The 13,436-nt window shown below is 48.7% G+C and carries 9 protein-coding genes; 3 read left to right on the forward strand and 6 right to left on the reverse strand.

The window, feature by feature from the left end:
- Window positions 1-9: 9 nt before the first annotated feature.
- The 3 genes from DVG78_RS00810 to DVG78_RS00820 form a co-directional block, all read right to left on the reverse strand.
- The gene (locus DVG78_RS00810; RefSeq protein ID WP_114459174.1) at window positions 10-6,531 is read right to left on the reverse strand and encodes a polyketide synthase; all 6,522 of its coding nucleotides are present in this window, start codon (window positions 6,529-6,531) and stop codon (window positions 10-12) included.
- A 237-nt stretch (window positions 6,532-6,768) separates the two neighbouring features.
- The gene (locus tag DVG78_RS00815) at window positions 6,769-8,070 is read right to left on the reverse strand and encodes a Y-family DNA polymerase (protein ID WP_114459175.1); all 1,302 of its coding nucleotides are present in this window, start codon (window positions 8,068-8,070) and stop codon (window positions 6,769-6,771) included.
- A gap of 1 nt (window position 8,071) precedes the next feature.
- Window positions 8,072-8,485, reverse strand: a complete 414-nt coding sequence (locus tag DVG78_RS00820; protein ID WP_114459176.1) for a LexA family protein — start codon at window positions 8,483-8,485, stop codon at window positions 8,072-8,074.
- Window positions 8,486-8,604: 119 nt separating this feature from the next.
- Between DVG78_RS00820 and DVG78_RS00825 the strand changes: the two genes are divergently transcribed.
- Window positions 8,605-9,312 carry an XRE family transcriptional regulator gene (locus DVG78_RS00825; RefSeq protein ID WP_158549939.1) on the forward strand — a complete coding sequence of 236 codons (708 nt, stop codon included), beginning with the start codon at window positions 8,605-8,607 and terminating at the stop codon, window positions 9,310-9,312.
- Window positions 9,313-9,364: 52 nt separating this feature from the next.
- Here the strand turns inward: DVG78_RS00825 and DVG78_RS00830 are convergent, their stop codons facing one another.
- Window positions 9,365-9,895: a GNAT family N-acetyltransferase gene (locus tag DVG78_RS00830; protein ID WP_114459178.1), complete on the reverse strand. Its 531-nt coding sequence runs from the start codon at window positions 9,893-9,895 to the stop codon at window positions 9,365-9,367.
- A gap of 1 nt (window position 9,896) precedes the next feature.
- The gene (locus DVG78_RS00835) at window positions 9,897-10,385 is read right to left on the reverse strand and encodes a GNAT family N-acetyltransferase (protein WP_114459179.1); all 489 of its coding nucleotides are present in this window, start codon (window positions 10,383-10,385) and stop codon (window positions 9,897-9,899) included.
- Window positions 10,386-10,622: 237 nt separating this feature from the next.
- On the opposite strand from DVG78_RS00835, the gene DVG78_RS00840 reads away from it, so the two are divergent.
- Entirely contained in the window at window positions 10,623-11,519 is an 897-nt protein-coding gene (locus DVG78_RS00840; RefSeq protein ID WP_114459180.1) for a LysR family transcriptional regulator, read from the forward strand.
- Between the two features lie 20 nt (window positions 11,520-11,539).
- Here the strand turns inward: DVG78_RS00840 and DVG78_RS00845 are convergent, their stop codons facing one another.
- On the reverse strand, window positions 11,540-12,397 hold the full coding sequence (locus DVG78_RS00845) for a lysophospholipid acyltransferase family protein (protein ID WP_114459181.1): 858 nt from the start codon (window positions 12,395-12,397) through the stop codon (window positions 11,540-11,542).
- A gap of 144 nt (window positions 12,398-12,541) precedes the next feature.
- Here DVG78_RS00845 and DVG78_RS00850 point away from each other — a divergent pair, with 144 nt between their 5' ends.
- Window positions 12,542-13,306, forward strand: a complete 765-nt coding sequence (locus DVG78_RS00850) for a creatininase family protein (protein WP_114459182.1) — start codon at window positions 12,542-12,544, stop codon at window positions 13,304-13,306.
- Window positions 13,307-13,436: the final 130 nt, after the last annotated feature.

Here is a 13,436-nt window from a genome sequence, read left to right on the forward strand (position 1 = left end):
TCATTTTCTTCATGGTTCTATCTTTAAATATTTTCCGGGACGTTGAGCATCTGTAATAAACCAAGCGGGATTTCCTTCTGAATCCAGCCCAAGTTGGGCACCCACGACGGGCGGTTGGTTGTCGTCCATACGACGGGCGACTTCTTTTTTCTTTTTCGGGACAGGAATCAGTTCGGCATCAATCAATTCCTGAACGCTTTGTTCAAATTGGGCTATTATTTGGTCAATATCAGCTTTGGTGTGCGCTTCGGTAAGAAAACAGGGGAAATTTTCCCAAATATGAATGCCTTTGGAGCGCATCAAGGCAAAAACAAGTTCATTATACGGGTATTCCTCTTTCAGTTTTAGTTTCCATAACGAACCGAAATGGACGCCGTAGAGTGGGATGTGGTGCCTTTGACAAATGTCATTTAGTGCCTGTACCAGATATACGGTTTTTTCGGTGAGTTCGCTTTGCAAGGCGACCCCTTTTTCTTTCATGTATTCCAAAGACGCCTTGGCGGCCGCAAGGGCCAGTGGATGCCTCACAAACGTACCCGCAAAATAAGTAACGCCGGCTTCGGGGATGGATTCGTCGCCGTACTGCCAGAATCCGCCATCGAGGGCATCCATGAAATCTTTTTTGCCCGCAATGGCTCCAATCGGCAAGCCCCCGCCAATCACTTTTCCGTAGGTGCCCAAGTCAGCTTGAATGCCAAAAAGGGCCTGCGCACCACCCGGATGCGCTCGGAATCCCGTAATTACTTCATCAAAAATCAGAACACTGCCCGACTTGGCGGTTATCTGTCGGACTTTTTTGAGGAAATCAACGGGTTGAAATTCTGGGCGTCGGCTCTGGACGGGCTCTACCAACACCGCCGCTAGTTCGTCGGCTCGCTCGCTGATAATCCGTAGACTTTCGTCGGTGCCGTAGTCGAGAATGAGCATATTTTGTACCGCTTCGGGCATGATGCCCGGGGCGGCGGGGAAGTTTTTCCCGCTTTTGGTTCCGCGTACAATCACTTCGTCGTTGATGCCGTGGTATGAACCCGTAAAAGCGACGATTAACGAACGCCCCGTTACGGTTCGGGCAATGCGCATTGCACCCAGTACGGCTTCTGAGCCAGTGTTGCAAAGTGCCGCCCGGTCAAAACCCGTAAATTCGCAAATGAGGTCACACACAGGCCCCGACAGTTCGTGCTGCGGGCCAATCTCGTAGCCTTTGTCCATCTGCTCCTTAATGGCCTGGGTCAAGAACTCGGGTTGGTAGCCCAACATATTGGAGCCAAAACCGTTGAGCGCGTCGATGTATTCGTTGCCGTCAATGTCTTTTACCCTGCTTCCTTTTGAACTGCTCACCACGATGGGATATACAATTTCTTTGATGACGGGTTTAAAACCAGTGACCACCCGCGGGTCGGCCATAGAGGCGCGGTGTTTTTGCGTGTACTCTTTACTTTTGGCCGTTTTTTGGTTGTAATCGGTGGTAAACGCCCGGATAAAATTCTTTTGGGTGTTGTTCAGTGTCGTCTTTTGGCGTTCAATCCGGGCCGTTGCTCCAAAGGGTTTTTTCAGCTCGGCGGCTTCGTCGGGACTGATGCTAAGGGGCTTCGGGGTTGGAGCCACTGTTGGAACGGACGGAGCCGCTTGCGGGGTGCTTCCGTTACCTTGCAATAGCTGCACTTGTTGCGTAAGTACCTGTAATTGTTGGGCAATTTGGTCCAACGCCGTCAACGGACCTGTATTGGTCACCACCTGAGGGAGCACTGGCCGTGTGGCAGCGGGCGCAGGGGTGTGGATTGGGGCGGGGGCAAATTTTTCGGCGGGCAACTGCTGGTCAAGGTAAGCCACCAACGCGGGAATGCTGTCGTACTCTTCGCTTAGTTGACGAAAACTGACTGGAATGGAAAACTCTTTTTTGAGCGTAAGCGACAATTGGGTCAACAGCAGAGAGTCAACTCCTAAGTCAATAAAGGAGCGTTTTTCGTCGGTGTCGCCAAGTTCAATCCCTAACGCATTTTCCAGAATTTGCCTTATTTTTTCGGATAATAGCGCGCTTCTGTTCACGGGCATAGGGGTATTGTCGATAATGGGAGTGATTTCGGGAGAATTGATAACGAATGAATTTATGGGTTGTTCGGTTATAATCGGTTCCAACCATAGCCTTTTCCGTTGGAATGCATACGTGGGCAAGGCGGGAATCTTGGGCAATGATGCCTCGTTTATCCCGTTCCAATTCGGTTTTAGGCCCAATTGCCACAGTTTCCCCAACGATTGTAAAAGCTGTTTGGTTTCAGGACTTGCCGAGGTAATGCTTTCCAACGCCACCCAACGCTTGTTCTGCTGTTTGATGTAAGAAGAAAGTACACCTCCCGGCCCTGTTTCCAAAAAGATGGGATTGGATTCTTGGGCGGCAAAAGCGATGGCCTCAGAAAAATGCACCGTAGCCCGTAGGTGGTTGGCCCAATACGACGGCGACGTGGCTTCGCTATCTTTTAAGTAGGTGCTCGTAACGCTCGAAATGATAGGAATTCTCGGCGGGTTTAGCGTAATGGAAGCCACAACGCGTTGGAACGGTGCCACCACAGGCTCCATCGCGGCAGAATGAAACGCATGGGTAGTGTTGACGGGTGCGTGGGCAAATCCAAGGGTAGCCACCTTTTCAGTCAAGCGACTTATTTTTTCGGGAGTGCCAGAAAATACATGGTTATTCGGGGAATTGACCAACGCGTGAGAGATGCCCTCTTCCAACAAATCGGCCACCCGGTCTGCTGGAATTCTGACGGCAAGCATTGCGCCTTGGGGCAGTGCGCTCACCATGGTTGCCCGCGTAGCCACTAGCTTTAAGGCATCTTCAAGACTAAACACGCCCGCTAGGTGCGCGGCCACAAATTCGCCTAAACTATGGCCAATAAACGCCTGAGGCTTGATTCCCAGACTCATCCAGAGCGTAGCCAGCGCGTACGAAACCGAGAACAAAGCAGGTTGGGCGTACAGGGTATTATCGACGGTTTCTGAGCTAGGTTTTTCTTTATCTGGATAAAGTACTTCTAAAATATCGCATCCCGTTTGGGCCATTAAAATGGTGCGGCAGGCTTCCAACGCTTTACTAAACACGGGAAAACGGAGGTATAGCTCCCGCCCCATAAACGGATAGTGCGTGCCCTGCCCAGGAAAAACAAACATTACTTCCGACGAGTCGATAACCGCTGCCGCGTGTGTTGGCGGAGCAGGTTGTTGCACCGCCGCCTGCAAACCAGCGGTATCTTTTGCCATCACAAACCGTTTGAAAAGGTATTCTTTGCGGGTTGCTCGGAGGGTGGCACCCACCGAAGCAAGCGAAAGCGCGGGGTGATTATTTAGGTAAGTAGCCAATTTTTGCCCGTATTCGGTGGCGCTTTGCTCCGAATGTGCCGACCACGTAATCAATTGCCAGTCGTTTCCGGCAGGTTGTGGAACGGGCACTGGCGCAGGGTAACTTTCTACCACAACGTGCACGTTGGTACCGCCTACCCCAAACGAACTGATACCCGCCCGTTTTTTCTCTCCTTTCCATTCGTTCAATCGGTCATTGACGTAAAAAGGCCCCGTTTCTAGTCCGAGGGCGGGGTTTGGGGTTTGGTAGTTGATGGAAGCAGGCAATACCCCGTGTTGCATGGATAGAGCCGTTTTGATTAACCCCGCCACGCCAGCCGCGTGGGTGAGGTGTCCAATGTTGGATTTGACGGAGCCGATGGCGCAAAAATGATTGTGCTCCTGCGGCCCAAACGCCATTTTAAGTCCTTCTATTTCAATCGGGTCGCCGATGGGCGTGGCGGTTCCGTGGGCTTCTATGTAGCTGATGGTGGCGGGATTGACGGCGGCATCACGGAGTGCCAGCGCAATGGCGGTGGCTTGTCCGTGGGCGCTGGGAGCGGTAAAACTTCCTTTTTCACCCCCGTCGTTGTTGACCCCCGTTCCTTTGATGACCGCGTAAATAAAATCACCGTCGCGCTCGGCTTCGTCGAGCGATTTGAGCAAAACCGCCCCCGCGCCGTCGCTGAAAACGGTGCCAGTGGCCTGGGCATCGAAGCTTCGGGTGTGCCCATCTTGGCTAAACATGGCCCCTTCTTGGTACAAATGCCCACTTTCTACGGGGGCGGTGATGCTTGCTCCCCCTGCTATGGCAACGCGGCATTTTCCGTTTCGGATACTTTCCGTCGCTTCGGCCACGGCCAAAAGCGAAGTAGAGCAAGCTGAGAATACGCCCACGGCGGGGCCTTGCAGGTTGAGTTGATAGGCGGTTCGGGTGGCGATATAATCTTTTTCGGATACCGTATTGACTTGGAATTGACCGATGGTTTCCAGTTTATTTTTGTTGGGAAACACATTGTTCAAATAGTACGTATTGTTGCCGCAGCCAGCAAACACCCCCACGGATTGGTTCCGATTGTTCAAAAGATAACCAGTGTTTTCCAAGACTTCATAGGCGATTTCGAGGAAAATACGCTGCTGAGGGTCCATCATCTCGGCCATTCGGGGGGAGATTCCAAAAAAATCGGCATCAAACTCTTTGATGCCGTCGATGATTCCCCGGACGGGTACGTATGATGGGTCCCGTTTGAGGGTATCTGGGATGTTTTTGTCGAGTGCTTGGGGCGTAAAAAAACGAACGGTTTCTTGGCCGTTGACCAAAATATTCCAAAATTCATCAATGGTATTGGCGCCCGGAAAACGGCAGGCCATCCCGATGATAGCCACGTCTTTTTGTTTGGTATTGGAAATTGGAGCAGCAGGCAACTCGAATTTTTTTTCATTTCCTGCCAGAAAAATAGAAATACCTGACGGCGTAGGAAACTGGTATAATTTGGTGATGGGCAACTGATAGCCGTGTCGTTGTTGTAAAAGCACAACGGTTTTTTGGGCCAACAATGAATTGCCGCCGAGTTCAAAAAACGAATCGTCGGCACCGAGGTGTTCCAGCAGCAAAAGCTCTTCCCAAAGCGCAACGGTTTGCTGCTCAATCAGCGTGGTGGGCTTCCGGTAAGGCACTTGCAAGGCAGGGCGTTGGAGCGAGGGTTTGGGAAGAGATTTTCGGTCTACCTTGCCGTTGGGCGTTCGCTTAAATTCACTGACAATCACAAACCCCGACGGAATCATGTAATCGGGCAGGAGGTCGGAAAGCCGGTTTCGGAGTTGCAATTCTTGCTCCTCTTTGTCGGAGGTGAGGTAGGCAATTAGGCGGTTTTGGCCCGGAATGTCTTTGTTGACGGTCACTACCGCCTGCGTTACATTGGGTAGTTTAGCGAGCGCGGCTTCTATTTCGCCGAGTTCGATGCGATAACCCCGTATTTTGACTTGGTCATCTTTGCGGCCCAAAAATTCGAAGTTGCCGTCGGGTAATTTGCGGGCCACGTCACCCGTTCGGTATATTCGTTGCGGGCTACCTTGAGGAGGTTGCCATTGTTGAAATTTTTCGTCGGTTAGCTTCGGTTGGTTCAAGTAGCCCTCGGCTACACAAACCCCGCCGATGCACAATTCGCCTTCTTTTCCGTCGGCTACGGGCTTGAGTTGTTCATCAATTATAAAGATGGAAACACGGTCGATGGGTGTTCCGATGGAAGGCAACTCCGGCCATGAATCTGGCGGGCCATCGAGCGCGAGCTGGGTTACGACGTGGCATTCCGTGGGTCCGTATTGATTAAAAAGTTGGCAGTTGGGCAGGGCCGAGAAAAAAGCGCGCAGCTGCGGCGTTATTTTGAGTTGTTCGCCAGCCGTCATCACCTCCTGTAGAGAAGATGGAAAGTACTGGTTGCTCACGGCCGTTTCTGCCAATAATTGCAGGGCCACAAACGGCAGAAAGATGCGGTTGATGCGTTGTGCTGTAATAAATTCCAGCAAGCCCAACGGGTTTAAACGCTGGTCATCATCAATTAAAACCAAGGTGCCACCCGTGCTGAGCGTGGCAAATATTTCCTGAAACGAAACATCAAAACCCAACGGTGAAAATTGCAGTGTTTTGGTGCCCTCACCACAACGGCTGTTGTTGTTTTGCCACTGAATGAGGTTGATTAGGGCCTCATTGCCCATACTTACGCCTTTAGGAACGCCCGTGGAGCCAGAAGTATAAAGAACATACGTAACTGTCGCAGCGGGAGAGGGGTATTGAGGTTCTATTTCTTCGGCGCTTAATAGATTAATGATATTAAGCTTTTGATTAAAAATGATTTCTTCTTCGGTTGAGTATAATCCAGTTCGTACGTCGGCCTCTTTTAGGATTTGTTTTAATCGTTCGAGTGGATAGGACGCATCGAGCGGCAGGTATGCTTTGCCAGCGTGTAGCGCTGCCAACACATGAACAATCATGTCGATGGAGCGGGATGCACTTACAACAATGGTTTTTTCTGGAATGTGGGCTATCTTGGAAGAAAGCGTAAATACCTTTTCGGCAAGCTCACGATAGGTAAGTTGTTGATTTTGATACTGTATTGCTACTGCATCCTTGGAAATCGTTAATTGTTTTAGGAAAAAATCAATTACGGTGTAAATGGAAGGTTGATCGGGCAAAGTCATTTTAACCTTTTAATTTCTCATAGACTGTAGACAAAGATAGTTTTTTTTGGTATAAAATGTACTATTTTTTGGTATAATAAATAAGTTAAGTCGCTGATAGGTAGTTTTTTATGTTTAAAAAATATACTTAAATGTCATATTTATTGTTTGTGTATAAATTAAAATTGGCTCTTTGTACTTAAGAAAAATACTTATCGAAAAAGGTTTGGATTCAAGGCTTTATTACTCACAACTGAATCAATATAGCCCACGCAGGTGTTTTCCTCGAAAATCAATTCGTTCGTCAATAACCAGTAAATCCTCCCATCGCGTAGTGTAGCAGGGGGAGCGTTGGGTCTGGTGGGTGGTCCAACCTTTTCCCTGCGTGGCAATGCGGATGGTATCGCGACCCAACTTGCGATTGAGGGCATCTACCGTTTGAAAAACGCGGTGGTCTTTGAGTCGTTTGGGTTCATTGATGTCAAAAAGTACGGTTTGGGTGTTGTTTTCAGGCACAAGCCCGCTCACCATTACCCCTGCTTTTTTGTACCGGTATCCTTCTTTGAAAATGAGTTTTAGGGCTTTCAGTGCCATCGTTACCAAGTCAAAACCGCTGTGCGTGGCGGCGGAAAAATGAAGTACTTTGGAGCCAAAATACTGCGGGTCGTTCTCGCGGTGTGGGTTGGTAAACAAAAACAAGTGCAACAGATTGGCACAACTTTTTTGCTTACGCAGCTTCTCGCCGCACCGCGCGGCAAAGGTCGCGACGGCTTCCTCAATCAAGGATAAGTCGGTGAGGGTATTTGAAAAAGAGCGCGAAACACAGATGCCTTTTTTGGGATGAGGCTCAAGTTCTAAACCGTAGCAAATTTCACCCCTTAATTCTCGTACCATTCGTAAACCCACAATTTTGAGGTGTTTTTGAATCCATGAATCGGGCATTTGAACGAGGTCAAAAGCGGTTTGGATTTGGTGACCCGCCAAAAAACGGCCGTACCGGCGGCCCACCCCCCAAATATCCTCAACGGGCGTTGCGGCGAGGGCGATGTCGGCCGTAAAATTGTCTTCAATAACAAAAACCCCCGTTTCTTTTGCGTGCGCTTTCACGTAGCGATTGGCGGCCTTGGCCAACGTTTTGGTGGGAGCAATGCCCAGCGAAACGGGGATGCCCGTCCACTGCCAAATCGTTTGCCTAATCTCCTGACCAAACGCGTATAAATCATGGTACGGCATTTGGCGTAAATCCAAAAAAGCCTCGTCGATGGAATACACCTCCAATTGCGGTACGAGTGCATGAAGGCTTTGCATGACGCGGTTGGAAAGGTCGCCATAAAGTGCGTAATTGGACGAAAAGACTTTGACATCGTGTTGTTTAATCAATGATTCGATTTGGTATAGCGGTACACCCATTGGGATATTTAACGCCTTGGCCTCGTCAGAACGAGCGATGATGCAGCCGTCGTTGTTAGACAAAACCACGATGGGCTTTTTTTTCAGTTTAGGTTGAAAAATCCGTTCACAGGAAGCGTAGAAATTATTGCAATCGACGAGTGCGTACATACTATTGCTTTTGGGTTTTGTGGATGATGTACGTAACGACTCCCCAAACCTTAAAGTCATTGGCCTCGGTAATGGCAACGGGGTCGTAGGAAGGATGCTCAGGCAATAAAAAAGTTTGTCCTTGTTCCATACGTAAGCGTTTGACCGTAAATTCGCCGTCCAATATCCCAATGATAATGCTTCCGTTTTGGGCGCTGAGGGAGCGGTCTACCAGCAAGATGTCGCCATCGTATACGCGTGCTCCTTCCATCGAATTGCCGCGCACGCGAATGCAGAAAGTGCTGTAAGGGCGCTCAATGAGGTGCGCGTTGAGGTCCAGAGAAAGCTCGGTGTAATCATCGGCTGGGGAAGGAAAACCAGCCGAAACGGTAGCGCTGACCAAAGGGATGAAAACGGTAGGAAAATAAAAGTTCATGAGTAACAATCAGTTAGGGATGTTGTATTGGTATATAAAGCAATAAATGGTTGTTTTATTTGCCTTTTGGTTAAAAAATGTGTATTTTGGTTGCAAATATTACTCGTAATGTAAATAATATGCAAGAAAAAGTGAATAATTTTGCTCAAAATCTTTCTTATCTGCGAAGTAAACTGGACGGAAAGGTATCTCAACAGCGCTTGGCCGATGAGTTAGGGATAAAAAAATCTACCTTGGCAGCGTATGAATTGGGCAGAGCGGAGCCGAGTTTTGAAGATTTGATTCGTCTGGCTACGTTTTTCGCCATTCCTATCGACGGTTTTTTGCGCAAGGATTTACGTAACGATACGCGCCCCGTGTCAACCAACGGCGACCTTCGGGTGTTGGTAACCACCGTTGACCCTCAAAACCGCGAAAATATCGAGTTTGTGCCCGTTCGAGCCATGGGGGGCTATGCCGAAGGCTACGGCGATATTGACTACATCAACCGCCTGCCGGCGTTTCAGGTGCCTTTCCTATCGCGTGACCGGAAGTACCGGGCATTTCCCTACGAAGGAGATTCTATGCCGCCCCTGCGCGAAGGTTCGGTGGTGTTTGGAGAGTACATTGACCAATGGGACGGCGTCAAAAACGGTACCATTTGCCTCGTGGTGACCAAAGATGAAGGGGTGGTGCTAAAAAAAGTATTTAACTACTTGGAAGACAAAGGGGTACTGGTGCTTAAGTCGCTCAACGAGCGCTATGCACCTTACCCGGTTCGTCGCGAAGAAATTCAGGAATTGTGGCGTTTTGCGGGCTATTTTGATTCAGAATTTCCGATGGGGTAATATTGGGCGATGTGGTTGCGGGAGGTTTCTTAAAACCGCCCGCAGCCCATATCTATAATTCTTTCTTCATCAAAAAATCATTCTGAACTTCGGTGCCGAGCGTAAAAGTATGCGCACCAAAGCGCTCGAAACCCATTTTTTCGTAGAACCGAATGGCTTTGGGGTTGTGTTCCCAAACGCCGAGCCAAACCACCTTTGCGGCACTTTCTTTGGCCCATTCTAGGCAGGCCTGCATGAGTTGGACGCCTAATTGTTGGCCGTGGTAAGCCTTATCTAAGTAAATCCGCTCAATTTCCAGCGCTTTTTTGTTTTCTAAGCCTTCGGCCGAGTGATTTTGAACGAGCTTGGCAAAACCAATCAACTCGCGCTGCTTTTCAACAATCAAATAGTGTACATTTTCGTCCTGCAATTCAAGCTGAACTTGGGTTAACCCAAACCGCGTCGCTATATACAACTGCATGTTGGCAGGCGTGTTATAGCTCGCGTAGGTATCAACGAAGGTCTTTTCCATCAAATCGCGCAGGGCAGGAGCATCCGACCCCTGAGCCGGGCGAATGGTGAATTCGGTGGTTATTGCGTTCATTTTATCCAGCGATTTTGTATTCGTAAAACACGGTGTCAAGCGTCATGGCGGGAAACTGGGGAGGCAGCGTTGATTTTGGCAATTGTACAAAGCCGTTTTTTTCGTAAAAACGCATGGCCGCCTGAAGTCGGGGCAGGGTTCCTAAATAAATGGCGGTCAGGCCGTGCTGACGACAATGCTCAAGCATGGCATTCAAAAGCAGGGTAGCAATACCCAGTTCTTTTCCCCGAAAATCTTGGTGAACAAACATCTTACGAATCGCGCCCATTTGGTCGCCGATGTCAATCAGCGCAATGGTTCCGACCACCTGTCCCTCGTTTAAGGCCACCCAAAATGCCCCTTTGTTCTGGCAATAAAACGACGGAATGGTCAGTAAATCGGGCTGGTCGGCCAAAGTGATGGGAATGTTGAACTCGTTTTGCTGAATTCCTAAAATCAAGTCAATGATGGACGGTTGATGTGCTTCGCTGTAATGGGCAATTTGAATCATATTATTGTATTAGATGGGTTTCTGCTTGCCGACGACAAACCTCCCCGCAAGCGCGGAGAGGTTTTGGAGTCATAAAAGACAACTAAAAATCGTATTGGAAAATGAGTACGATGAACAAAGTAACAAAAGCTGTTTAATAATCAGAAATGCTATTTTTTTACTGATTTATGCTTAATTTGTATAAGTGTCCAAAACTAATCGCAAAAATCCTAGCGTCTACCTAATCTTCTGTTCAACATGGATATTCGTCAACTTACCTATTTTCTGGGCGTTGCGGAAGAGTTGCACTTTTCGCGGGCGGCCGAAAAATTGTTTATCGTACAGCCTGCTTTGAGCCGGCAAATTCAGCAATTGGAGGAAGAGTTGGGCGTTTTGCTTTTTGAACGGGACAAGCGAAATGTAAAACTGACCGCTGCGGGGAGTTATTTTCGGGACGAAATCAGCCGTCTCCAACATCAGCTTACTTACATCACCGAGCAAACGCGTCGTATTCACAGCGGGGCTGTGGGTAAGATTCGGATGGGGCACCCTGGCTCGGCGTTGTATTCGATTTTGCCCGAAGTTCTGGCCATGATGCACGAGCGTTTTCCAGATGTCAACGTGCAATTGACCGAAATTGCCGAATTGGAACTGATGGAGGCATTGAAAAATTACGACATCGACGTTGGTTTTACGCGGGAGATTACCGTCGACCCTCGTTTTTCGACAGATTTGTTGTTTGAAGAACATTTTGCGTTGGTTGTGCCGAGCGATTCGCCGCTCAATGATTCCAATTTTGAAGACATTAGTCAATGCCGAACGGAGGAGTTTATTTTGCCGAAAATCGATGTTGACATCAATTATGGAAAAATATTACACGGCATCTTTGAAGAAAAAGGCTTCCGTCCCAAAGTGGTGTATCATTCCAACTATGGCGCGACTATTTTGCGGCTGGTCGAAAAAAAACTCGGGCTGTCGGTATTGCCGATTTCGTATCGCGAAGGCGCATCGTCGTTGGGAGTTCGGTTTTTAAAGTTGCCCACCGTCACGCAGTTGTACCTCATTTGGCGGGCCGATGATACCAATGCGGTGCTGCCGCACCTGCGAGAAATTGCCCAAGCCGCCGTCAAAAGACTGTGTTTGGACGAATTGTAAGAATGTAAAATTTGAGGTCTCTACGGTTTTACAAACTTCTCTTTTTTGTGCTTCCAACGGTTGTGCGACCACAACCACTCGGCTGGATGGCGTTGGATAGCGGCTTCCAACAGGTTTTTGTAGGAATTGGTAATGGCGCCTTCGGGCAAATCGTCGTACGGCGGCTCGGCTACGGAGTGGAACAAAACGATATAATACCCCCGACTTTTGCGGTACATTTCGCCAAATACGACGGGCATTTTGGTGGTACGGGCTATTTTTTCGGTGCCCGGAAAGAAACCCGTCTCTCGGTTTAAAAACGGGAGCCAATGGGCATGTTCGGGTTCGTGGGGCGATTGGTCGGCCACGAGGCCCGTGGTACGAATGATTTTTCGGCGAGCCACGATTTCACGCATCAAACGTTGCATCGGAATAGGGTACACCCCAAACGAAGAGCGCACTTTTATCATAAACTCGTCGGATTGTTTGTTGGTCAGGGTTTTGTACACCACATCTACCGGAATGCCGCGCGTAGTCAACGCTCCTGGCACCCATTCCCAGTTGGCAATATGAGCGCTGAAAGACAAAAAAGACTGCCCTTGGTCTACGTAGTTTTTGATTAACTCAAAGTTCTCAATCTGCACTCGCTCCTGAATCTCTTCGGGACTTAAATACGGCAGTTTGAGCGTTTCAACGAATAAGTCGGCCAGCAATTGATAAAACTGCTTCCTAATTTCTTGAATCTCCTTGGGTGTTTTTTCGGGAAACGACTCCGTTAAATGTTGTGTTACAAGTTTTTTGCGATAACCGACTACGTAATAAATCAGCACGTAAAAAACGTCGGATAATTTATATAAAAACGCCAGAGGCAAACGCCCCAACCAGCCCAAAAACCACATTTGATGCGATGATTTACGATTGCCAAAATACAACGAGGGGACCGTTGGTCAAGGAAATCTTTTAAAAAAAGAATTTTAGCGCGCAAAATTAGTAAATCAACCGATGTGTTTTACTTCTTAGTCCTATAATCAACAAATAGAACGATGTCTCGACCTTACCTTCTTGCCGAAACCCACTGGAAAGCGGTAAAAATGACCGACTACGACGCGGCCGTTTTGCCTTGGGGCGCTACCGAAGCCCACAACTATCACTTGCCCTATGCCACCGACAACTACGAAGCCGACGCGCTGGCCGCTGAAGCGGCGCGTTTGGCGTGGGAGGCGGGTCGTAAAGTACTGGTGTTGCCAACGATTCCGTTTGGCGTTAATACGGGCCAAGCCGACATTAGGCTGTGCATGAACCTCTACCCAAGTACGCAAATGGCCATATTGCGGGATTTGGCCGAAGTAGTGGCCCGAAGTGGCATAAAAAAACTGCTGATTTTCAACAGCCACGGTGGCAACGATTTCAAACAGATGGTGCGGGAAGTAGGGACGCAATTTCCTGAACTATGGATAAGCACTTGTTTTTGGTTCAAAGCCTTGGACGGGTCGGCGTATTTTGCAAACCCCGGCGACCACGCCGACGAAACCGAAACCAGCCTACTGCTGCACCTGTATCCTGAACTAGTACTCCCGTTGGAAGAAGCGGGCGAAGGGCGCGCCAAAAAAACAAACATCAGCGCCATGCGCGAAGGCTGGGCCTGGGCCGAGCGTAAATGGAGTCAGGTAACGGAAGATACGGGCGTCGGGAATCCCAAAGAGGCCACCGCCGAGAAAGGCGCGCTTTTTTATACCGATTTGACCCAAAAATTAGGGCAATTCTTCATCGAATTGGCCGATGCTGATGTGAATCAGTTGTACGAGTAAGCGCCCATCTTTCTTTACCGTAAAAGGCAAAAACGGCATTTTTAATTTTATTAAAATTTGTACTTTCCTCATTTTTGGTATCGGCAAAGAAGGTTTTGCAAAATTTTTTTATCATTTTTTTGATATTATC

It is taken from the genome of Runella aurantiaca, assembly GCF_003339505.1.
Classification (GTDB): Bacteria; Bacteroidota; Bacteroidia; order Cytophagales; family Spirosomataceae; genus Runella; species Runella aurantiaca.

Coding starts and splice junctions, on each gene's coding strand:
- DVG78_RS00820 (WP_114459176.1), bottom strand. CDS start 8,485: ATGAACTTTTATTTTCCTACCGTTTTCATCCCTTTGGTCAGCGCTACC.
- DVG78_RS00850 (WP_114459182.1), top strand. CDS start 12,542: ATGTCTCGACCTTACCTTCTTGCCGAAACCCACTGGAAAGCGGTAAAA.
- DVG78_RS00830 (WP_114459178.1), bottom strand. CDS start 9,895: ATGAACGCAATAACCACCGAATTCACCATTCGCCCGGCTCAGGGGTCG.
- DVG78_RS00825 (WP_158549939.1), top strand. CDS start 8,605: ATGCAAGAAAAAGTGAATAATTTTGCTCAAAATCTTTCTTATCTGCGA.
- DVG78_RS00815 (WP_114459175.1), bottom strand. CDS start 8,070: ATGTACGCACTCGTCGATTGCAATAATTTCTACGCTTCCTGTGAACGG.
- DVG78_RS00840 (WP_114459180.1), top strand. CDS start 10,623: ATGGATATTCGTCAACTTACCTATTTTCTGGGCGTTGCGGAAGAGTTG.
- DVG78_RS00835 (WP_114459179.1), bottom strand. CDS start 10,385: ATGATTCAAATTGCCCATTACAGCGAAGCACATCAACCGTCCATCATT.
- DVG78_RS00845 (WP_114459181.1), bottom strand. CDS start 12,397: ATGTGGTTTTTGGGCTGGTTGGGGCGTTTGCCTCTGGCGTTTTTATAT.
- DVG78_RS00810 (WP_114459174.1), bottom strand. CDS start 6,531: ATGACTTTGCCCGATCAACCTTCCATTTACACCGTAATTGATTTTTTC.